General features: G+C 65.7%; 19 protein-coding genes. 8 read left to right on the top strand and 11 right to left on the bottom strand.

What is annotated here, in order from left to right:
• Positions 1-181: 181 nt before the first annotated feature.
• The 3 genes from BMX99_RS02015 to BMX99_RS02005 form a co-directional block, all read right to left on the bottom strand.
• A complete protein-coding gene (locus tag BMX99_RS02015) occupies positions 182-1546 on the bottom strand; it encodes an MATE family efflux transporter (RefSeq protein WP_093446534.1) in 1365 nt (454 codons plus the stop codon).
• 201 nt (positions 1547-1747) lie between these two features.
• Positions 1748-2779 carry a nickel/cobalt transporter gene (locus tag BMX99_RS02010; protein WP_093446531.1) on the bottom strand — a complete coding sequence of 344 codons (1032 nt, stop codon included), beginning with the start codon at positions 2777-2779 and terminating at the stop codon, positions 1748-1750.
• A complete protein-coding gene (locus BMX99_RS02005) occupies positions 2761-3501 on the bottom strand; it encodes a DUF1007 family protein (RefSeq protein WP_093446525.1) in 741 nt (246 codons plus the stop codon). The genes BMX99_RS02010 and BMX99_RS02005 overlap by 19 nt, the downstream gene beginning before the upstream one ends.
• Positions 3502-3716: 215 nt before the next feature.
• On the opposite strand from BMX99_RS02005, the gene BMX99_RS02000 reads away from it, so the two are divergent.
• Entirely contained in the window at positions 3717-4685 is a 969-nt protein-coding gene (locus BMX99_RS02000) for a cyclase family protein (RefSeq protein WP_212632879.1), read from the top strand.
• Between the two features lie 100 nt (positions 4686-4785).
• Here the strand turns inward: BMX99_RS02000 and BMX99_RS01995 are convergent, their stop codons facing one another.
• Both BMX99_RS01995 and ppk2 read right to left on the bottom strand, forming a co-directional pair.
• Positions 4786-5343, bottom strand: a complete 558-nt coding sequence (locus BMX99_RS01995) for a manganese efflux pump MntP (protein WP_093446522.1) — start codon at positions 5341-5343, stop codon at positions 4786-4788.
• Between the two features lie 242 nt (positions 5344-5585).
• Complete coding sequence (gene ppk2, locus BMX99_RS01990; RefSeq protein WP_093446519.1) at positions 5586-6572, bottom strand: polyphosphate kinase 2; 987 nt, start codon at positions 6570-6572, stop codon at positions 5586-5588.
• Positions 6573-6674: 102 nt separating this feature from the next.
• Here ppk2 and BMX99_RS01985 point away from each other — a divergent pair, with 102 nt between their 5' ends.
• From BMX99_RS01985 to parE, 3 genes are all read left to right on the top strand, one after another.
• Positions 6675-7553 carry an alpha/beta fold hydrolase gene (locus tag BMX99_RS01985; protein ID WP_093446516.1) on the top strand — a complete coding sequence of 293 codons (879 nt, stop codon included), beginning with the start codon at positions 6675-6677 and terminating at the stop codon, positions 7551-7553.
• Positions 7550-8221: a DUF2461 domain-containing protein gene (locus BMX99_RS01980; RefSeq protein WP_093446513.1), complete on the top strand. Its 672-nt coding sequence runs from the start codon at positions 7550-7552 to the stop codon at positions 8219-8221. The genes BMX99_RS01985 and BMX99_RS01980 overlap by 4 nt, the downstream gene beginning before the upstream one ends.
• Positions 8222-8466: 245 nt before the next feature.
• Positions 8467-10425, top strand: coding sequence for a DNA topoisomerase IV subunit B (gene parE, locus BMX99_RS01975; protein WP_093446510.1), 1959 nt, complete (start codon positions 8467-8469; stop codon positions 10423-10425).
• A 77-nt stretch (positions 10426-10502) separates the two neighbouring features.
• On the opposite strand, the gene BMX99_RS01970 is transcribed toward parE, so the two are convergent.
• The gene (locus BMX99_RS01970; protein WP_093446507.1) at positions 10503-10919 is read right to left on the bottom strand and encodes a DoxX family protein; all 417 of its coding nucleotides are present in this window, start codon (positions 10917-10919) and stop codon (positions 10503-10505) included.
• A 252-nt stretch (positions 10920-11171) separates the two neighbouring features.
• Here BMX99_RS01970 and BMX99_RS01965 point away from each other — a divergent pair, with 252 nt between their 5' ends.
• Positions 11172-11564 carry a TadE/TadG family type IV pilus assembly protein gene (locus BMX99_RS01965; RefSeq protein ID WP_093446504.1) on the top strand — a complete coding sequence of 131 codons (393 nt, stop codon included), beginning with the start codon at positions 11172-11174 and terminating at the stop codon, positions 11562-11564.
• Between the two features lie 45 nt (positions 11565-11609).
• The gene (locus BMX99_RS01960) at positions 11610-12863 is read left to right on the top strand and encodes a pilus assembly protein TadG-related protein (RefSeq protein WP_244525611.1); all 1254 of its coding nucleotides are present in this window, start codon (positions 11610-11612) and stop codon (positions 12861-12863) included.
• Between the two features lie 523 nt (positions 12864-13386).
• On the opposite strand, the gene BMX99_RS01955 is transcribed toward BMX99_RS01960, so the two are convergent.
• The 5 genes from BMX99_RS01955 to proS all read right to left on the bottom strand — a co-directional run bounded on the left by BMX99_RS01955 (position 13387) and on the right by proS (position 18693).
• Positions 13387-14082, bottom strand: coding sequence for an ABC transporter ATP-binding protein (locus BMX99_RS01955; protein ID WP_093446498.1), 696 nt, complete (start codon positions 14080-14082; stop codon positions 13387-13389).
• Positions 14075-15361: a lipoprotein-releasing ABC transporter permease subunit gene (locus BMX99_RS01950; RefSeq protein ID WP_093446495.1), complete on the bottom strand. Its 1287-nt coding sequence runs from the start codon at positions 15359-15361 to the stop codon at positions 14075-14077. Before BMX99_RS01950 ends, BMX99_RS01955 begins: the two co-directional genes overlap by 8 nt.
• Positions 15362-15482: 121 nt before the next feature.
• Entirely contained in the window at positions 15483-16469 is a 987-nt protein-coding gene (locus BMX99_RS01945; RefSeq protein WP_093446492.1) for a serine hydrolase domain-containing protein, read from the bottom strand.
• A 94-nt stretch (positions 16470-16563) separates the two neighbouring features.
• Positions 16564-17184 (bottom strand): VPLPA-CTERM sorting domain-containing protein, encoded by a 621-nt coding sequence (locus tag BMX99_RS01940; protein WP_093446489.1) that lies wholly within the window; start codon positions 17182-17184, stop codon positions 16564-16566.
• A gap of 171 nt (positions 17185-17355) precedes the next feature.
• Entirely contained in the window at positions 17356-18693 is a 1338-nt protein-coding gene (gene proS, locus BMX99_RS01935) for a proline--tRNA ligase (protein WP_093446486.1), read from the bottom strand.
• Positions 18694-19184: 491 nt separating this feature from the next.
• Between proS and BMX99_RS01930 the strand changes: the two genes are divergently transcribed.
• Both BMX99_RS01930 and BMX99_RS01925 read left to right on the top strand, forming a co-directional pair.
• Positions 19185-20297, top strand: coding sequence for an AI-2E family transporter (locus BMX99_RS01930; protein ID WP_093446483.1), 1113 nt, complete (start codon positions 19185-19187; stop codon positions 20295-20297).
• A 3-nt stretch (positions 20298-20300) separates the two neighbouring features.
• A complete protein-coding gene (locus tag BMX99_RS01925) occupies positions 20301-20972 on the top strand; it encodes an HdaA/DnaA family protein (RefSeq protein WP_093446480.1) in 672 nt (223 codons plus the stop codon).
• The last annotated feature ends 30 nt before the right edge of the window (positions 20973-21002 follow it).

Below are 21002 nucleotides of genomic sequence, written 5' to 3'. Positions count from 1 at the left end.
CGCCGGGCGATGACCGGCGGATCCTGAACGGGTCGGGGGAGTTTCGACGATTTCAAAAGCGACGGACGGTGCGCCCGCGCCCTTCAAAGGAAGGCGGTGTAGGGCATCCCGACCGGAACCGCTGAAACGACGCCCCCCGGACCACCCCATAAAACGTCCCTCAAAAACGTCCCGAAGGGGCTCAGCACCCGCTGGCCCGCAGGCGCGGATAGGTGCGCCGCCAGAACAGCCAGTTCAGCGCCAGCGCCGCACAGGCCAGCCCCGTGGCCAGACCCAGCCAGACGCCTACGCCGTTCAGGCCCAGGGGAAAGCCCAGAAGATAGGCCACCGGCATGCCGATCGCCCAGTAGCTGATGGTGGCGATCACCATCGGCACACGCGTCTCCTGCACGCCGCGCAGGATGCCCACGGCCATGACCTGCGCCGCATCGACCAGCTGGAACAGCGCCGCCGCCGCCAGCATGCCGATGCCCAGGGCGATCACCGCGCCGCGCTCGGGGTCGGCGGGGTCCAGGAACAGCCCGATCAGCGGCCCCGGCAGGGTCAGCAGCACAACAATCGTCACCACCACGGCCACCAGCGACAGGGCGAAGGCCGCCAGCCCTCCGTCGCGCAGGCTGTCCCAGTCGCGTGCGCCCATGGCCCGGCCGGCACGCACCGTCGCCGCATTGGACAGGCCGATATGCACCATGAAGGTCAGAGAGGTGATCTGCAGTGCAATGCCATGCGCCGCCAGCGGGATTTCCCCCAGCCAGCCCATCATGACCGAGGATCCGCTGAACAGCCCGACCTCGGCCAGGGTGGTTAGACCGATCGGCACGCCCAGGGCAAAGACGCGGCCGAAAGCCTCCCAATCGGGGCGCCAGAAGCGCTGGAACATCGTGTGTTCCGGCAGGCGGCGCTGGATATAGGCGATCATCAGCAGGGCCGAGACGATCTGCGTCCCGACCGAGGCCACGGCGGCCCCGCGGATCCCCATCTCGGGCAGGCCCAGGTGGCCGAAGATCAGCAAATAGTTCATCCCCGCATTGGCCACCACCGCCGCCAGCGTCACCCACAGGATGATGCGCGTGCGCTCCAATGCGGACAGGAAGCTTTTGAACACCATGACGATATTGGCGGGCAGCAGGCCCAGCCCCGCGATCGCCAGGTAGAGGCCGGCCTGCCGCGCCACCTCTTCGGTCTGGCCAATGGCCAGGAAGATCGCCTGCGAGAAATACATCAGCGGCAGCATCACGACGGTGTAAAGCCCGACCAGCCAAAGCGCCATGCGCGTGGCGCGACGTGCCTGGGTGGTGTCTCCGCGCGCCTCGGCCTCGGCCACCAGGGGCGTCACGGCCCAGGCAAAGCCCGACCCGGTGATGAAGATGATAAAGAAGAACCCGCCCGCCAGGACCTGGGCCGCCAGGGCGGTGACATCGTACCAGCCCAGCATGATCGTATCGGTTAGGGTAATGGCAAATTGCGCCACGTGACTGCCGATCAGGGGCAGGCCCAATGTCAGCAATGCCCGGATATGAGGCAGATATGCGCGGAAATTCGTCATATCCCCCCATACGATTGCCAAAGTGTCCGGGCAAGTCCGGTGGTCCGTTCCGCCCGGCGCTGGCCCGGCAAGCACGTCGTTGCGGGAGGTTCCGGCGCAGCGCAGGGGCCATTGGCGGGGCGCATCGCAGGGGCGGTCACGCAGTCAATCGTTTGCCCGTCGTTCCGATCCATCCGGTGGACCATCGCGCAGTCAGACAAATCAGAGCGCGCGGGTCAGCAGCGACAGGGCCACAAGCGCGATCAGAAGGCCTGCGCCCAGTTCCGTCAGGGCCGCCGCGCGGGCGGCCAGGCGCGGGTCGGGCAGCGCCGCGCGGATCCGGTCCAGCGATGACGCCCGCACCCAGACCGAGGCCAGGGCCGCCGCCACAGTGATCGTCGCCGTGCCCAGCCCCATGGCAAAGGCCCCGCCGATGCCTGCCGCCAGAAGGTCCATCCGCCAGGCGATGATCAGCAGGAACAGCGCGCCGGTACAGGGCCGGATGGCGATGGCCCCGATCAGCATCAGCGCATCGCGCAGGCTGTGGACCCGGGCCGCCTGTTCCGGGCTGGGGCCATGGGCGTGCGTGCAGCCGCAGTCTGGGCCGTGGTCGTGGTGATGGTGGTGGTCGTGGTGGTGGTGCGCGTGGTCGTGGTCGTGGTGAGGATGGTCATGCGGATCGGCATGCCCAGAACCACCAGTCCCCGTCCGCCACAGATGCCGCAACCCGCGTAACACCAGCCACAGACCGACCAGCGCAATCGCCCCATAGGACGCCAGGTTCAGCACCCCGTCCGCCAGGCCCGTCACCTGGGTCCGGGTCCAGCCGATCACGCCGATCCCCGCCAACACCAGCAGCACCGCCGTCGCCGATTGCGCCAGGGACGAGGCCAGCGCCAGCCCCGCCAGCCGCAGCGCCGCCACCCGGCGGCCCAGGCCGTAGCCGCCGATCAGCACCTTGCCGTGGCCCGGCCCGGCGGCATGGAAGACCCCGTAAAGGAAACACAGGCCCATCAGCCCCGCCAGCGCCCCGGCCTCGCCCTGCCGCAGGGCGCGCAGGGTGCGGGCCAGGGCGCTTTGCGCCTCGCGCTGGCCTTGCGCGGCCCAGGTCCCGATCCTCTCCATCCCGCCGCCCGGCCAGAGCCAGAGCGCCGCCAGGGCGAAGAACAGGAGCGGCAGCGTCAGGATGAGCCCCCGCGCCAGGCGCGACCTGCTTGCCCCCTCGGCCCCGGCGTTCAGCTTTTCGGCGCGCATGTGATGGTCACCGTCTCGGCAAAGACATGGCCCATCAGGGGCACCTCTTCGGCGTCTTCGGGGAATTGCGCCATCAGCGCCTGCGCCTCGGCATAGGCGCTGTCTTCGTCCGGGCGCGCGACCCCGGCTGTGCAGCCCGCGACAACGCCCATCAGGGTGACGCCTCCGGTCAGGTCATAGGCGGTATAGAACTCGGGATCATAGGCGCGCAGGCTGGCCCCGCTCACCGCGAGCGGATCGGGCAGGACGCGGCGGTGCTGCGTGACGATACGGCCTTCCATCACATCGGTGCGCAGGGGCTGCGGCGGCGACAGCGCCACGTCCCGGCCCGTGGCATCGGCGACGTAAAGATCGCCGGCATAGCCTTCGATCCATTTCATGTCCCAACCGTCCAGCTGCGCCAGTTCGCCGGGCGTCAGGCTGCCGTCCGCATCCTCGTCCAGGCCCATGTCTTGCAGCACCAGAAGGGAATAGAAATCGTCGTAGACCCAGGTGACGGTGACGGCGGTGATGCGCTGTTGGGCGTCCAGCTCGACCGTCAGGGCGGTGTCGACGAAGACATGCGGATGCGCCCGGGCCTGGCCGGGCCACAGCCCCGCGGCTAGGCTCAGCGCCACCAGCGCGGCCGTCACGCCCGCACCGGGACGAAACCACGGCCAAAGCCCGAAGGCAAAGCCGGTTCGGCGGCGAAGGACAGGCGTGAAACGGCGCGATCTGATCATGCCCCATGGGTAGCCTTTGCCCCCTGCCCCGGCAAGGGTCCGCAGGGGCTGCACCCCGCCGCAAGACCCCGCTTGGCAAGGCTTTGCCCATGCTGCGTGGCAGCTACGGCGGCGCGGCGTGACAGGTCATTTTGCTTACCCTAAGGTCAGGTTACCCGAGGGTCGGTAAACTTACCCCGGGGCACGAAACGTGACGACTACGGGAGGAGACGTCCATGACACCCTTGAAAACCCTGGCCACGGCCGGGCTGATATCCTGCGCCCTGATGACGGGATCCGCGCTGGCCGAAAGCCATGGCGACATGGCCTGGACCAAGTCGAAATATGGCCCTGAGGATGAGATCGGCGCCGCCAACCTGCTGACCCCGGACCGCGCCAAGGCCGCCGCCGGACTGGTGACCGAGGGCAAGACCTATTCGCTTGGCCTGACCTTGGACAGCACGGTTCCGGCCTTCGCGCCGCGCTCGATGTCGATTGCCATCCTGCAGCCGGGACAGGTGAACAACTCGGGTCTCGGGCCGACCAAGACGACCTATAACGACGACATCTTCATGGGCTGGCTGGGCATCGGCAGCCAGATCGACGGGCTGGGCCACATCGGCGAAGATCACGTCTATTACAACGGCAACGACGGGTCGGACTTCGTGGCGGCGGACGGAATGAAGAAGCTGGGCATCGAAAAGGTGCCGCCGATCGTGACGCGCGGCGTGCTGCTGAACATGTCAAAGTTCTACGGCCAGGACATCGTGACCGAAGGCACCGCCTACACCCGCGACGACATCATGGCCGCGGCCGAGGCGCAGGGCGTCGAGATCCGCGAAGGCGACGTGGTGCTGTTCCACTCGGGCTGGCTGGATCTTCTGAAGGAAGAGACACGCGATGCGGCGCGCTATGGCTCGGTCGAGCCGGGGCTGGGCAAATCCGGGGCCGAATACCTGGCCGAGATCGGCGTCGTGGCCATCGGGGCGGACACCTGGGGGCTTGAGGCCGTGCCGTTCGAGGAAGGCGTCGGCGTCTTCGAGGTGCACCAGATCCTGCTGGCGCACCACGGGATCTATATCCTGGAAAACATGGTGACCGAGGAACTGGCCGCCGATGGCGTGACCGAATTCATGTTCGTGCTGGGCCACGCCAAGGTGCGCGGCGCGGTGCAGATGATCATCAATCCGGTCGCAATCCGCTAGGCGGCCTGAAGCGATGACAGGCGATTCAGCGGGCGGGCCTGCGGGTCCGCGCGCCCTTAGCCTCTTGCGTCCCGCCACCCCGACCTGACGGCCCGCATCCCTAGCCGGCCGTCAGATGCTGCCACAGGATCAGCGTGCCGATGCCACACAGCGCCGCGCCGCCCAGGGTTTCCGCGATACGGCCAAAGCGCGCGCCGATGAAGCGGCCCAGCATCAGCCCGGCCGAGCTCATCACCATGGTGGTGGCACCGATGGCCAGCGCGATCAGCAGGATGTCGACCTGCAGCATGGCCAGCGACACGCCCACGGCCATGGCGTCGATCGAGGTGCCCAGGGCCGTCAGCGCCGTCGACCACAGGGTGGTGGCGCGCGGGCGATCCTCGGCCCGGGTCCAGGCCTGAAGCGCCATATGCACCCCGACCCCGGCCAGCAGAACGAAGGCGATCCAGTGGTCCACCGCCGCCACATGGGACGAGGCCGCCATGCCCGCCGACCAGCCGATCAGCGGGGTCAGCGCCTCTACTGAGCCGAAGATCAGCCCGGTGCGCAGGGTGGTCGCCAGGGTCGGGCGCGGGGCGGCGGTGCCCCGCCCCACGGCGGCGACAAAGGCGTCGACGGACATCGAAACGGCAAGAACGCCGATGGACAAAGGGGACATGTGGCTTTCCTTGGGGCGGATCCGGGCACTGGACGGCATCCGCCCGCAGATACCCGTGCCACGGTCTCGCATAATCCGGCCTTCCGACCGGATCAGACATGCCACGCACATGAGGTGCGAGCCTGTTGACATGCCTTCGCCCCCCGGTGTGTGGGGAGGGGGCGATCGCTACTCCCCGATGCGGATGAGATGGGGGCGCGGCATCCAAAAGTCAACGCAATAACAGCACCTTACAATGCGTCTCATTCGCAACTGGCGGGTCCTCTGCGGCGCTGATCGGGATGCAGCGAGGCCCCCAGGATATGGTCGCTGGCGTGGATCACATGATGCGCGGTCGAAACGATCTTGGGGTCCGGCGCATGGGCGATCCGCAGGTCCTTGCCGGGATAATCCAGCGTCGACAGGAAATGCAGCATGCAGTTCAGCCGGGCGCGTTTCTTGTCGTCGGACTTGACGATGGTCCAGGGCGCATCGGCGGTGTCGGTGTAGAAGAACATCGCCTCTTTCGCCTCGGTATAGTCGTCCCATTTGCCCAGGCTGGCCTTGTCGATCGGCGAGAGTTTCCAGCGCTTCAGCGGATCGGTTTCGCGCGACTTGAAGCGGTTGCGCTGTTCCTCCTGGGTGACCGAGAACCAGTATTTGTAAAGCCGGATGCCGGACCGGGTCAGCATCCGCTCCAGCTCGGGCGTCTGGCGCATGAATTCCAGGTATTCATTCGGCTCACAGAAACCCATGACCCTTTCGACGCCCGCGCGGTTGTACCAGGACCGGTCATACAGAACCATTTCCCCGGCGGTCGGCAGATGTTCGACATAGCGCTGGAAGAACCACTGGCCCTTCTCGGTCTCGCTTGGCTTGTTCAGGGCGACGACCCGGGCGTGGCGCGGGTTGAGGTGTTCGGTAAAGCGCTTGATCGTGCCGCCCTTGCCGGCGGCGTCGCGCCCCTCGAACAGCAGGACGAACTTCTGTCCGGTCTCCTGCGCCCAAAGCTGGACCTTCAGAAGCTCGGCCTGGATCCGGGCCTTCTGCGCCTCGTAGCTGCGGCGCGACAGGCGCTTGTCATAGGGGTAGGCCCCGGCCTCGAAGGCGCGGCGCAGGCTGTCGGTGGTGCCGGGCGCGGAGTTCTTGGGGGCAGTGTCCTTGGGCGCGGATGCGATCGGGTCCGTCCGGGTGGCGTCGGGTGTCTGCGTGGTGGCCGCGTCCTGCGGCAGGGTCTTCAGGGTCTCCATCGTCGTGCTGTCCTGTCTTGGGCTGTCATCACTCGGGCGCAGTCTAGGCGGGGGAACCGATTGGCGCCTTGATACGTGTCAAAGCTGCGGTACGGTGTGGGCATGAAACAGCATGACCTGATCCTGAACGGCCAAAGCTTCCACATCCGCGAGTGGGGCGATGCCAGCAAACCGACCCTGCTGATGTTGCACGGGTTTCCCGAATACGGCGGGGCCTGGGCGGACCTGGCCGAGAGGCTGGAGGACAGCTATCACTGCGTCGCCCCGGACCAGCGCGGCTATGGCCAATCCTACGCCCCGCCCGAGCCAGAGGCCTATCGCGTCTCGGCCATGATGCCCGACATTGTGGCCCTGATCGACCACCTGGGCGGGCCGGTCGTCGTGGTGGGCCACGACTGGGGCGCGGCCATGGCCTATGGGCTGGCGATGGCGCGGCCCGATCTGGTGTCGAAGCTGGTGATCCTGAACGGTGTGCATCCCGGCCCCTTCCAGACCGCGCTGGCGGCGGGGGGCACGCAGACGGCGGCCTCGCAGTACATGACCTTCCTGCGGCGCGACGACGCCGAGGCGCGGCTGTCGGCCGATGGCTACGCCAAGCTGCTGGGCCTGTTTGCCGAGAACATGGACATGAGCTGGATGACGCCCGAACGGCGGGATGTCTATGTCGGGGAATGGTCCCGCCCGGGTCGGCTGCGCGGCATGGTCAACTGGTATCGCGCCACGCCACTGGTGATCCCCAAACCCGGTGAAACGGTCGCGGTGCCGCCGATGGACCCGGAAAAGCTGCGCGTGCGGATGCCGCATCTGCTGGTCTGGGGCCTGGGCGACACCGCGCTTCTGCCCGAGGCAACCGAGGGGCTGGAGACCTATTGCGACGACCTGACCCGGGTCGAGATCGAGGGCGCGGACCACTGGCTGGTGCATCAGCGCCCGGATGAGGTGGCGCAGATCCTGCGCAACTGGCTGGAGAATGGGGCATGAGCACCGCACCCGATCAGGCCTTTGCCACGCTGATCGCGGACGCGCAGGACTTCTGCCGCCAGCTGGCCGCGAACAACACGCGCGACTGGTACATGGCGCACAAGGACACCTATCAAACCCGGCTGAAACGCCCGGCCGAAGAGCTGCTGGAGGTGCTGCGCCCCCGGATGGCGGCGCTGACCGGCGGGCCCTGCCGGACCAAGCTGTTCCGCATCAACCGCGACCTGCGGTTCGCCAAGGGAAAGCCGCCTTACAAGGATCACCTGCACATGCTGTGGTATGCCCCCGACGGCGGGGCCGCACCCCTGGGCTGGTTCTTCGGGATCGAGACCGACCGGATCCGTATCGGTGCCGGCTACATGGGGCTGGAGGGGGCCGCGCTGACCGCCTGGCGCGCGGTGGTGGACAGTGCGGCGGGCGAGGAGATCGCCACAGCGATCGAGGAGCGGCTGGCGCGCGGCGACACGACATGGGAGCCGGCGCTGAAGCGGGTGCCCGCCCCCTATGACAAGGACCACCCGCGCGGAGATCTTTTGCGGCGCAAATCCATGGTGCTGTTTCACGACATGCCCCTGCCCGACGGCGATCTGGCCGATGCCATCGAGGCGGAGTTCCGGCAGCTCTGGCCCGTGTTCGCACCGATCCAGCGGGGGATGGCGGGGATCTGATCGGTCTTTGAGCGGGATCTGATTTGGGTCTGATAGCAGTGCGGAATCCGCGGGCGTGATCCAATTGCGCGCCTGCGGCGCAAGCGATTCTGGGCGATCCTGCGGGGCAGGATCGCGGATCTGCCTCCGGCGGGAGTATTTTTGGCAAGATGATGGGGGATTTGCGCGGGATGGGCGGGCTTTGGCTTTTGCTTGGCCGCGATGCCTGACATACTGTGCGCCAACATCTGAACAAGAGCAGCGCAATGGCCGACGATCTTCTGCACGAGACCGCACCCGATACTTACGACGCCTCCTCGATCGAGGTCCTTGAAGGGCTGGAGCCGGTCCGCAAACGGCCGGGCATGTATATCGGTGGTACCGATGAACGCGCCCTGCACCATATGGTGGCAGAGATCCTCGACAACTCGATGGACGAGGCGGTGGCAGGGCATGCCAACCGGATCGAGGTGGAGCTGCACGAGGATTATTCGATGACCATTCGCGACAACGGTCGCGGCATGCCCTTCGATCCGCATCCGAAGTTCCCCGGCAAATCGGCGCTTGAGGTGATCCTGTGCACGCTGCACGCGGGCGGCAAGTTCTCGGGCAAGAGTTACGAGACCAGCGGCGGCTTGCACGGCGTCGGGGCCTCGGTGGTGAACGCGCTGTCGGACCTGATGGTCGTGCAGGTGGCGCGGGATCGCAAGCTGGTGGAGCAGCGGTTTTCGCGCGGCATTCCGCAGGGGCCGCTGCAGGAGATCGGGGCCGCCCCGAACCGGCGCGGCACCACCACGACCTTCCATCCCGACCCGGAGATCTTTGGCAGCCACAAGTTCAAGCCCGCGCGGCTGTTCAAGTCGATCCGGTCAAAGGCCTACCTGTTCTCGGGCGTGGAGATCCGCTGGAAATCCGCCATCGACGACGGCGAGACCCCGACGGAAGCGACCTTCCATTTCCCCGGGGGCCTGGCGGATTACCTGGGCGAGTCGCTGACCGGGGCGATGACCTATTCCGAGGCCCCTTTTGCTGGCCGCGTGTCGTTCCAGGAACGGTTCGGCGTGCCGGGGCGCGTAGAATGGGCGATCAACTGGACGCCGGTGCGCGACGGGTTCGTGCAATCCTATTGTAATACCGTGCCCACGCCCGAGGGCGGCACCCATGTGGCGGGCTTCTGGTCGGCGATCCTGAAGGGCATCAAGGCCTATGGAGAGCTGGTGAGCAACCGCAAGGCAGCGCAGATCACCCGAGACGACCTGATGGCCGGGGGCTGCGCGCTGGTGTCGTGTTTCATCCGGGAGCCGGAGTTCGTCGGCCAGACCAAGGACCGGCTGGCCACGGTCGAGGCGCAGCGTCTGGTGGAAAACGCCGTGCGCGACCATTTCGACAACTGGCTGGCGGCGGATACGAAATCCGCCGGCGCAATCCTGGATTTCCTGGTGCTGCGCGCCGAGGAGCGCCAGCGCCGCCGGCAGGAGAAGGAGACGCAGCGCAAGACCGCCACAAAGAAGCTGCGTCTGCCCGGCAAGCTGACCGATTGTTCCGCCACCAACCGCGACGGGACCGAGCTGTTCATCGTCGAGGGCGACTCGGCCGGTGGATCGGCCAAGATGGGGCGCGACCGCAAGACCCAGGCGCTGTTGCCGCTGAAGGGCAAGATCCTGAACGTCCTTGGGGCCGCCAGCAACAAGATCGGCACCAACCAGGAGATCAGCGACCTCTGCCAGGCCATGGGCGTCGGCCTGGGCACCAAGTTCGACATCAACGATCTGCGCTATGACAAGATCATCATCATGACCGATGCGGATGTCGACGGGGCGCATATCGCGTCGCTGCTGATGACCTTCTTCTTCACCCAGATGCGGCCGCTTATCGACAAGGGGCACCTGTACCTGGCCTGTCCGCCGCTGTTCCGCCTGACTCAGGGGGCCAAGCGCGTCTATGTCCAGGATGAGGCCGAGCGCGACGAATGGCTGGCCAAGGGTCTGGGCGGCAAGGGCAAGATCGAGGTGAGCCGCTTCAAGGGTCTGGGCGAGATGGATGCGAAGGACCTGAAGGAAACCACGATGGACAAGACCACGCGCAAGCTGATCCGCGTCACCGTGGACGAGGATGCGCCGGGCGAGACCAGTGACCTGGTGGAACGGCTGATGGGCAAGAAGCCCGAGCTGCGGTTCCAGTACATCCAGGAGAACGCGCGCTTTGCCGAGGATCTGGATCTGTAGATCCCGTGTCGGATCCGCAGAAAGACAAAGGCCGGGCAGATGCCCGGCCTTTTCCGTTTCAAGATGCCGCCCGAAGGTTAGGCCGCGGAGGATTTGCGCTTCAGCAGGGCGTCGACGCTCCAGCTGCCGGGGCCGGAGAAGACGAAGTAGAGGAAGACAAAGCAATAAAGGATCGCCGCGTCGCCGCCGTTCAGCGCCGGGAAGGGGCTGCGGGGGGCATGGGCCATCCAGTAGGCCACCGCCATCAGCCCCGAAAGCACGAAGGCCACCGGGCGGGTCTGGAAGCCGACGATCAGCAGCGCGCCGCCGAACAGCTCGAGCATGCCGGCGATCCAGGGCAGAGAGAAGGCGGCGGGGTTCATGTCGGATGCGGGAAACCCGAGAATCTTCTGGGTGCCATGGGCGAAGAAGATCAATGCGGACACGATCCGGAGCACCGAGAGCATACGTGGGGCCCAGGTGGTCTGGAGGGTGTCGGGGGTCTGTGCGGTCATCGGGCAAGGTCCTTTCTGTTACCTGCGTATTTCACTCAGGCATCTAGCCCCCCTGCCCCGGAATGACCCTAAACGTTTTGTTGATGCTTCGTGTCCATTCTTAGGCTTTTTGAAACACTTGCCACGTCAGTGTCCGAAATCCGGTCAGATCCGCACATATCAAGATATTGCCATGTTTCCGCCCAAAACCGGGGGGATTTTCGAAAAATCCGCTCCGGGGGGACGCGGGGACCACCTGGATTGGGTGACCAAATGAAAAGACTGCTGCACAGGTTCCGCTCCTCTGACGAGGGGTCGGCCACCATTGAGACATTGATCTGGATCCCGGTGTTCGTCTGGGTGCTGGTGATGATCATCAACGTCTCGCTGATCCTGTTCGAGAAGAACCAGGCGTTTCGCATCGTGCAGAACGCCAACCGCATCCTGTCGACCGGCTACATGCTGACCGCGGCCGAGACCGAGGCCTTCATCAAGGACCGCCTGGCCGGCATCGCGCCCGAGGCCAGCGTGACCACGGTGATCGACAAGGGCGTCGTCACCTCGGACGTGTCCTACAAGGTGTCGAACCTCTTCATGCCGAACATCATGGAATCGCTGGTGAACCTGCGGATCGACATCTCGGCGCAGCACTTCATGGAGTATTGAGCGATGCGCAGATTGACCAGGTTCAGGGGGGAAGACCGGGGCAGCATGACGGTCCTGTCGCTGTATTTCCTGGCCGGGATTCTTGCGGTCAGCGCCTTTGCGGTCGACTTCGCCTATCTGCTGGCGGCGCGCAATCAGCTGCAGGTGGCGGCGGATGCGGCGGGACATGCGGCGCTGTATTACCGGGAACGCAACGGGGCGGATGCCTCGAAGCTGAAGGCGATCGAAGTCGCCAGCTATTCCATGCCGCAGTCCAGCTATGGCACCGTGCTGCGTGCCGACGACATCCAGTTCGGCCATTGGAGCTATGCCAACCGCACCTTCACCGTCGACGAAAGCTCGCTCGAGGCCGTGCGGGTGCGCCCGGGAAGAAGCGAGGCGCGGGGCAATCCCGTCACCGCCTATCTCTTCCGCATCATGGATCGCAAGCTGTGGGATCTGACCGCGCAGGCGGTCTTTGTCACCTTCGATCCGCATTGCCTGCGCGAAGGGTTCGTGGCCGAGGGCGTGGTCGATATCCAGTCGAACAACGGCTATGAAAAGGGCTTCTGCGTGCATTCGAACGACCATGTCTCGGTCAATTCGAACAACACCTTCGAGGCGGGGACCGTGGTCTCGATGCCGGACAGCACGGAAATCGACCTGCCGCGGTCGGGGTTTGCCACCAACGAAGGCCTGAAGGCCGCGCTGCGCAACGGCTATTACCGGCTGCGCGTGCTGAACCAGCTGGAACAGATGCACGAGGATCTCTATTGGGCCAGCGGCCGCTTTCTACCCAGCTATATCGAAAGCGCGGTGCCGGTGATCTACACCGGCAAGAAGATCGACGGCAGCGCCCTGGTCGAGGGGCGCGTGCACCGTGTCAGCTGCTCGGGCAACAGCCTGACGGTCGAGCCGGGCACCCGCGTCAGCAAGGTCGTCATCGTGACGGATTGCGCGGTGAAGTTCGGCAATGGCGTTGTTTTGGAGGATTCGGTGATCTTCAGCCGGTCGGAAGACATCAAGAGCATCACCGCAGTCGAGGGCCTTCAGATCGGCAAGGATGACAATTGCGCCGAGGGCGGCGGGGCCCAGATCATCACCTATGGCGGGATGGATGTGCCGGCCGCGATGGAATTCTACGGCGGCAAGGTGATCGCGCGGAAGGACGTGCAATTCGCCGCGAATGCCGGCGGGATCGAGGGGGCCTCGATCATCTCGGGCGGCGTGATCTCGGGCACGTCGAACATGCAGATGGGGTTCTGCGGCACGGGGATGGAGGATCCCTTTTCGGTGCCCTATTTCCGGCTGGCCTATTGATCGGGTGATCTGACTGGGTTGGGTGGCCGGGTTGGTTTGGACTGGGCTGGTTTGAGCCGGCGGTTTCGGTTTAGCGGGCGGCTAACCGGGTTCGGCCTTGGGCGATCCGGCTGCGCGAGCGGCGTAGATGTTCAGCCTTGGCGGTGCGCCCACGAAGAGTGGCCTGTCGCTAGGCTCCATCTCGTCACATCTGTCTCATCAGGCCATGCCGGCGGCCTGTCTGACCGGCGCAAGCGGGCGGCAGGATCCGCCTGATTTCGCAATTACTGGATAACGCGGCGGGTCGGCCCTGCCCGTCGTTTCAGGGACAGTTTGGCGGGCCATCGGGCCTTTCCGTTCGTGCCTCGTCCGTCCTGAACTGGTCCCCAAAGCCGTCCCCGCCCGAAAACCTTCACGGCCTGATTTCAGCCCGGACCTATCGCACCCCAATCCCAAGGCCATCCCGACCGAAGCGAACATCGCCCCCTACACCAGCCCGGACCACCCTGACCACGCCCGCGATCACCGGCCTCGAAGCGGACGGTTACCCGCTGACCAGCTGACCGTTCTCCAAACGCAGGACGCGGTCCATGCGGGCGGCCAGCTCCATGTTGTGGGTGGCGACCAGTGCGGCCAGCCCGGTCTGTCGCACCAGGTCCATCAGCGCGCCGAACACCCGGTCCGAGGTATCGGGGTCCAGGTTGCCGGTCGGCTCATCCGCCAGAAGCACGCGGGGCCGGTTCGCCAGCGCCCGGCAGAAGGCCACGCGCTGCTGTTCACCACCGGAAAGCGCAGCCGGCCGGTGATCGGCGCGCGGCTTGATGCCCACGCTGTCCAGCAGCGACAAGGCCCGCCCCCGGGCCGAGGAGCTTGCCGTGCCATTGGCCAGCTGCGGCAGCACCACATTCTCCAGCGCGGTGAATTCGGGCAGCAGGTGGTGGAACTGATAGACGAAGCCTACGTCGGCGCGACGGATCGCGGTGCGGCGGGCGTCGTTCAGGTGTTGCACGGCCTCGCCACCGATCCGCACCTCGCCGGTGTCGGGCTGGTCCAGCAGGCCGGCGATATGCAGCAGGGTGGATTTTCCTGCCCCCGAGGGCGCGACAAGGGCCACCGCCTCTCCGGCGCTCAGGGTCAGGTCGATGCCACGCAGCACGCGGATCTCTCCGGGGGTGTCGCGGTTATAGACCTTCTCGATCCCGGTCAGTTGCAGGGCAATTTCGGTCGCGGGATCACTCATAGCGCAGGGCCTCTACCGGGTTCATCCGCGCGGCGCGGCGGGCGGGAAAGATCGTGACGATGAAGGACAGGCCAAGCGACAGTGACACCGCCGCCAGCACGTCGCCCAGTTTCAGCTGCGCTGGCAGCGCATAGATGTTGCGGATCGACGGATCCCAGACTCCGCCCCCCGACAGCCGGTCGACCAGCGCAAAGATCGGGTCGATGTAGATCGCGAACAGGCAGCCCAGCACCAGCCCGATCGCCGTGCCGATCAGCCCGGTCGAGGCCCCGCACAGGAAGAACACCCGCAGAACGGACCCCTCGGTCAGGCCCATGGTGCGCAGGATGCCGATGTCACGGCCCTTGTTCTTCACCAGCATGATCAGCCCCGACACGATGTTCATCGAGGCGATCAGCACCAGCACCGACAGGATGATGAACATCACGTTGTCCTCGATATCCAGGGCGCGCAGGAAGGCCCCCGCGCTGTCGCGCCAGGTCCACAACAGCGCGCGGTCCCCGGCGGCACGCAGCAGGTCCAGCCCCATCTCGTCCACCGTCTCGGGGTGTTCGACCATCACCTCGATCTCATCGGCGACACCTTCGCGGTTGAAATAGCTCTGCGCCTCGGCGAAGGGCATGTAGACGCGGGTCTGGTCGATGTCATAGCGCCCGGCGGTGAAAATATAGGTGACCTCGTAGGTCTTGACCCGGGGGCTGGTGCCAAAGGCGGTCTTCACCCCGTCGGGCGAGATCAGCTTGACCCTGTCGCCCAGGGTCACGTTCAGGCTGCGCGCAATGCCCGAGCCAAGGGCGATGCCCGCGTCGAAATTGCCTAGATCCCCCTGGGAGGTCTCGGCATTGGCCACGCGCGGGATGGTAGCCAGGTCTGCACCTGCGATGCCAAAGACCTCGACCCCGGTGGTGGCCCCGAAGGCACTGGCCATGACCTGCCCCTTCACCAGGGGCGCGGCACGGGTGACGCCGGGAACCTGCGCCAGACGCTCGGCCATCGCCTGATAGTCGGGGATGGTGCGGTCCAGCTGCCCCGCCTCGTTGGTCTGACCGGCGGTATAGACGGTCACATGGGCATTGGCCCCCAGGATCGTGTCGACGAATTCGGTGCGGAACCCGGCGCGCACGGCCAGGGTGATGATCAGCGCCGCCACCGCCAGGGAAATCCCGATCAGGCTGATCCAGGTCATCACGCTGACACCGCCTTCGGCGCGGCGGGCGCGGAGGTAGCGCCAGGCGATCATCCATTCGAAGGGCGCGAAGGGTTTGGGGGACGTGGCCATGGGCGCTCCGGGGTTGGGTCCGATCTGGGGTCGATACGGGGTCCAGTTAGGGCACAGGTAAGGCCCGACGAGAGGTCGTGCAGATGTGCGGCCTGCCGAGGCGAAGGTCAAGGGCGCGCCCCTAGCGGGCGAAGGCGACGCCGATCATCGCCCGGTCGAGCCGCGCCATGTCGTCGTCCGTGACACAGGCGTCGTACCAGGCGGTCACCGTCCAGCCGTTGGTCCAATGCACCGCATAGCTGCCCAGGTTCGGCCCGCCCTCGAAACACAGCGCGCCGAAATGCCAAAGGTTGGTGCCGCCCGCGTGGTCGCGCTGCACCATGCCCAGGCCATAGTAGACCTGCGGCACGATGCGCGTGCGCGGCAGAGTGGCGATGCTTTCGGTCAGCCAGCCCTCGGGGCCAAAGCTGTGATCCAGGAAGGCGGCGTAATCGGCCACCGTCATCTCCCACCCGCCCCAGGGCAGATAGCCCGAGGCCAGGGCAGAGCCCTGCCCCGTCACGCCGGCGGGGGTCAGAACACGGTCGCGGCAGGCGGTTTCATAGTCGGTGCCTGTCACCGCCTCGATCACCGCGCCGAGGACGGCGTAGTTTTCGTTGCTGTAGTAATACGAGGTGTCGGCGCTGATCCGGTCGCGGGCCAGCGCGGTGCGGGCGATGCGCGGCCAGCGCGGCGTCGGATCGTTCCGCCAGACCGCCATGGGCCCCTGGGTGTGATCCCGCCGAAGGCCCGAGCCATGGCCCAGAAGCGCGGCGATACTGACCGGCGCGGCATGAGCGAGGTTCAGGATCGCGCGGGCATGATCGGCGTAATCCAGCGCGCCTTCGTCCACCAGCCGGGCGATGCAGACCCCGGTGATCGCCTTCGACAGCGAGGCCAGATCAACCGGCCGCCCGGCGTCCATCCCCAGCCCCAAGGCCGCAACCGCCTGCCCGTCCCTGCGCAGCGCCAGCGCCCCGCGCGTCGCCCCGGCGTCCTGCATCCACTGGGCAAAGGCGGCGCGGAAGTCGGCCACCTTGGGATCCTCGGGGGCCTCCACCGGTTGCGCGCGAACAGAACCCGGCAAAGCCAGCGACAGACAAAGGACAATCAGAGGGAACAGGCGCATGACGACCCCGGGACCGGACAGGTTTCCGGCAGACTAGCGGGCGACGATCACGGCGAAAAGACCGCGCCCCGGGTCTGGGGCGCGGTCGGTCGGGTTACTTGCGGCGGCGCAGACCGGCCAGGGCACCGGCCCCGGCGACCAGCAGAAGACCACTGGCCGGAAGCGGCACGGCGGGCGTTGTGGTGTAGGTCATCGTGCCTTCCCAGGTGCGCGCGCCATGGGTGACGGCTGCAAACGGATCTGCGTTCAGGCTTCGTCCGATGCCGGAAAAGATGGTCAGATCCGCGTTCTGAGCAGCGACCAGCCCTTGGGACACCGCATTGGCATAGCCGATGGCGCTGTTGTTGTCGTGGATGTAGATGCCGTAGGTCGAATTGGCGTTCAGCATGAGATCCGCAATATCCCAGCCCGTCGGGTTGGTTACCCCAGCACCATCAAGCGCTGCGCTGTCCCAAAGCGTCCAGCCGGAGCTGCTGTTTTCATTGCCCACATAGCTGCCATCACGATACCAGAATGACACGGTGGTTGTGATCGCTTGGTCGATATGGACCTGCAGGTCGGTCAGCGTCAGGTTGCTTGATCCGACGGAGATGTCGAACATATTGCCGGAGGAGCCATTGGCACCGGAAAAACCGGTGGACAGGCTGGCGGCCGAGACAGGCGCGGCAAGCAGAAGCGCGGTGGCAGCAATTGCAGATTTGAGTGTGAGTTTCATGAATCACGGGTCCAAGGTTAAATCAGTAAAGTAGCGGCAAGATCCGAAGTGGATCGCCTACAAGTTTTTTTGGCACAGCCCTGTCAATAAGAAAACCCCGGGTGATCCCACCCGGGGTTTCGATTTGCTGCCAATATCCCCCGCGCCTGTTCCCGGCGACGGGGAAAAGGATCAGACGTTTTCGTAGATCGCGACGATGCGCTTCACGGCGTCCTCGGCGGGCATCTCCTCGCTCTCGCCGGTGCGGCGCGAGGTCAGTTCGACGACGCCGTTCTTCAGCCCGCGCGGGCCGACAGTGATGCGCCAGGGCAGACCGATCAGGTCCATTGTGGCGAACTTGCCGCCCGCTCGTTCGTCACGGTCGTCATAAAGCGGTTCCAGCCCAAGCGCGGTGAGGCTGTCGTAGATCGCCTGGCAGGCGGCGTCAGTTTCCGCGTCGCCCTGACGCAGGTTGACGATGCCGACGTGGAAGGGGGTGACGCCCTCGGGCCAGATGATGCCCTTGTCATCGTGGCTGGCCTCGATGATGGCGCCCAGAAGACGCGATACGCCGATCCCGTGCGACCCCATGTGCACCGGCACCTGCTGGCCGTCCGCGGTCTGGACGTTGGCGCCCATGGCCTCGGAATACTTGGTGCCGAAATAGAAGATCTGGCCGACCTCGATGCCGCGGGCAGTGCGGCGGCGTTCCTCGGGGATCTCGTTGAATAGCGCCTCGTCATGGGTTTCGTCGGTGCGCGCGTAGCGCGAGGTGAATTCCTCGAGCACGGCCTGGCATTCCGCGACATTGTCGAAATCGACGGCGCGGTCGCCAAAGGTCAGATCGGTGATCTCGCTGTCATAGAAGACCTCGGATTCGCCGGTCTCGGCCAGCACCAGGAATTCATGGGTATAATCGCCGCCGATCGGACCGCCGTCGGCGCGCATCGGGATCGCCTGAAGGCCCATGCGTTCGTAGCTGCGCAGGTAGCTGACCAGATGCCGGTTGTAGGCATGCAGCGCCTCTTCCTTGGTCAGGTCAAAGTTGTAGCCGTCCTTCATCAGGAATTCCCGGCCGCGCATCACGCCGAAGCGGGGGCGGATCTCGTCGCGGAATTTCCACTGGATGTGGTACAGCGTCAGCGGCAGATCCTTGTAGGACCGCACGTAGCTGCGGAAGATGTCGGTGATCAGTTCTTCGTTGGTCGGACCATAGAGCATGTCGCGGTCGTGGCGGTCGGTGATGCGCAGCATCTCCTGGCCGTAGTCATCATAGCGACCGGATTCGCGCCACAGGTCGGCCGATTGCAGCGTCGGCATCAGCATCGGGATATGGCCGGCCTTCTGCTGTTCCTCGTGCACGATGTTTTCGATCTTCTTCAGCACCTTGTAGCCAAGGGGCAGCCAGGAGTAGATCCCGGCGCTGGCCTGTTTGATCATGCCGGCGCGCAGCATGTAGCGGTGGCTGACGATCTGGGCGTCGGCGGGGGTTTCCTTGAGAACGGGCAGGAAATAGCGGCTGAGGCGCATGGGCGTGTCCTTTACTGGTTGCCAGCGGTTTAATTCCGCAAAAAGCGCCAGACAAGCCAGACAACGAGGATTGAGAGGATTGCCCCCGGATTTCGCAGTTCGCGGGGCCGTCTCGCGACCCAAGGGCGGCCGAAGGGAAGATCTGTGCCCCCCGAAACGCACCTGGGGCGGTGCGGGGGATGCGGGGGGGCACAGAGGATCGCGGGGGTGTGGGGAAACGCCCCCCGGGCGATCACGGCAATATTCCCCGGAGAGATGACCGCAAAGCGACCCTCCGGGCATTTCCCGCCTCACGAGGCTTAGCCCCTGACCCGGAAAATCCGGTCGCGGCCGAGGCGGAAAAAGTGATCGCTCAGGGTTGGGAGCGAGCGATCCACGCCCACCTATCCAAAGGAATAGGTTTCGTCCAGTCAAAATGACAGGGCCACTTGCGTCACCGCTCTTGCGATTTTGTCGTCGAACCGCCAGTTATGGCGGAAACGGAGGCTGCGATGGCATTGCCGGTCAAGGACCAAATGAAATACTGGGGCGTCGCGGCGGCGGTCTTCATGATCGCGCTGTGGTGGCTGGGCGACGTGATCCTGCCCTTCGTGCTGGGCGGGGCCGTGGCCTATTTCCTGGACCCGGTCGCCGACCGGCTGGAGGCCGCGGGCGCAAGCCGGGCGCTGGCGACGGCAATCATCACGCTGTTCGGCGTGCTGATCTTCGTGGTGCTGGCGCTTCTGGTGGTGCCGACGCTGATCAACCAGGCGGTGCAGCTGTTCGACACGGTGCCCAAGGTCTTCCAGGACTTCCAGGCCTTTCTGACCGCGCGCTTCCCCGACCTGCTGGACGAAGGGTCGACCCTGCGGCAGTCGCTGACCTCGGTCGCGGAAACGATCCAGTCCAAGGGCGGGCAGCTGCTGGAAACGGCGCTGACCTCGGTCGGGTCACTGATCAACGTGGTGATGCTGTTCGTCATCGTGCCGGTGGTGGCTTTCTATCTGCTGTACGACTGGGACCGGATGGTGGCGCAGATCGACAACCTGCTGCCGCGCGACCATGCGCCGGTGATCCGCAAGCTGGCGCGCGAGATCGACCAGACGCTGGCCTCGTTCATCCGGGGCATGGGCACGGTCTGCCTGATCCTGGGCAGCTATTACGCCGTGGCCCTGATGCTGGTCGGGTTGCAGTTCGGGCTGGTGGTCGGGGCCTTTGCCGGGCTGATCACCTTCATTCCCTATGTCGGCGCCCTGCTGGGCGGCGCGCTGGCGATCGGGCTGGCGCTGTTCCAATTCTGGGGCGACTGGGTGTCTATCGGGCTGGTGGCGGGCATCTTCGTCATCGGCCAGGTGATCGAGGGCAACGTGCTGACCCCCAAGCTGGTCGGCAATTCCGTCGGGCTGCACCCGGTCTGGCTGATCTTCGCCCTGTCGGTCTTTGGATCGCTGTTCGGCTTCGTGGGGATGCTGGTTGCGGTGCCTGTCGCTGCGGCCATCGGCGTGCTGATGCGCTTCGTGATCTCGCAGTACAAGGACAGCCGGCTGTATCGCGGGCTGGACACGGATGGGCCACGGCAATCCGTCCTGGACGAAAGCTATGCGCCGGACCAGGCGCAAGACTGACCGATGATCGATCCGCTTCCCCTGAAACATCCCCGTCTGCCGGGGCTGGGTCGTGATGATTTCGTCATCGCGCCCTCAAACGCGGTGGCGCTGGCGATGATCGACGGCTGGCGCAGCTGGCCCGGCGACAAGCTGGTGGTGACCGGCCCGCCCGGATCGGGCAAGACCCATCTGGCGCATATCTGGGCGGCGCAAAGCGGCGCGCGGATCGTGGCGGCGCGGGACCTGGACAGCGACAGCGTGCCCGCCCTGGCCGAAGGTCCTCTGGCCGTGGAAGACGCCGACCGGATCGGCGGCACCGCGGCGGAAAACGCCCTGTTCCACCTGCACAACCTGATGAAGGCACAGGGCCACCCCCTGTTGCTGACCGGGGCGCTGGCCGTGGGCGGCTGGCCGCTGACCCTGCCGGATCTGAAAAGCCGGCTGCAGGGGGCGCAATCGGCGGTTCTGGACCTGCCCGACGACACGCTGCTGACCGCGCTGCTGGCCAAGCAATTCGGTGAACGGCAGCTGAACGTGCCCCCGGCGGTCCTGGCCTATCTGGTGCGCCACATGGACCGGTCCTTCGACACCGCCCGACGGGTGGTTTCGGCGCTGGATCGGGCGTCATTGGCGGAACGGCGCGCGATCAATGTGCCCCTTGCGCGGCAAGTCTTGGAAGAGATCGCCGAATAGGTCATAAATCCGTTGCACTTTCAGTTCATT

The organism is Pseudooceanicola nitratireducens, assembly GCF_900109195.1.
GTDB lineage: Bacteria > Pseudomonadota > Alphaproteobacteria > Rhodobacterales > Rhodobacteraceae > Pseudooceanicola > Pseudooceanicola nitratireducens.
This window is presented reverse-complemented; position numbering and strand designations above follow the sequence as displayed.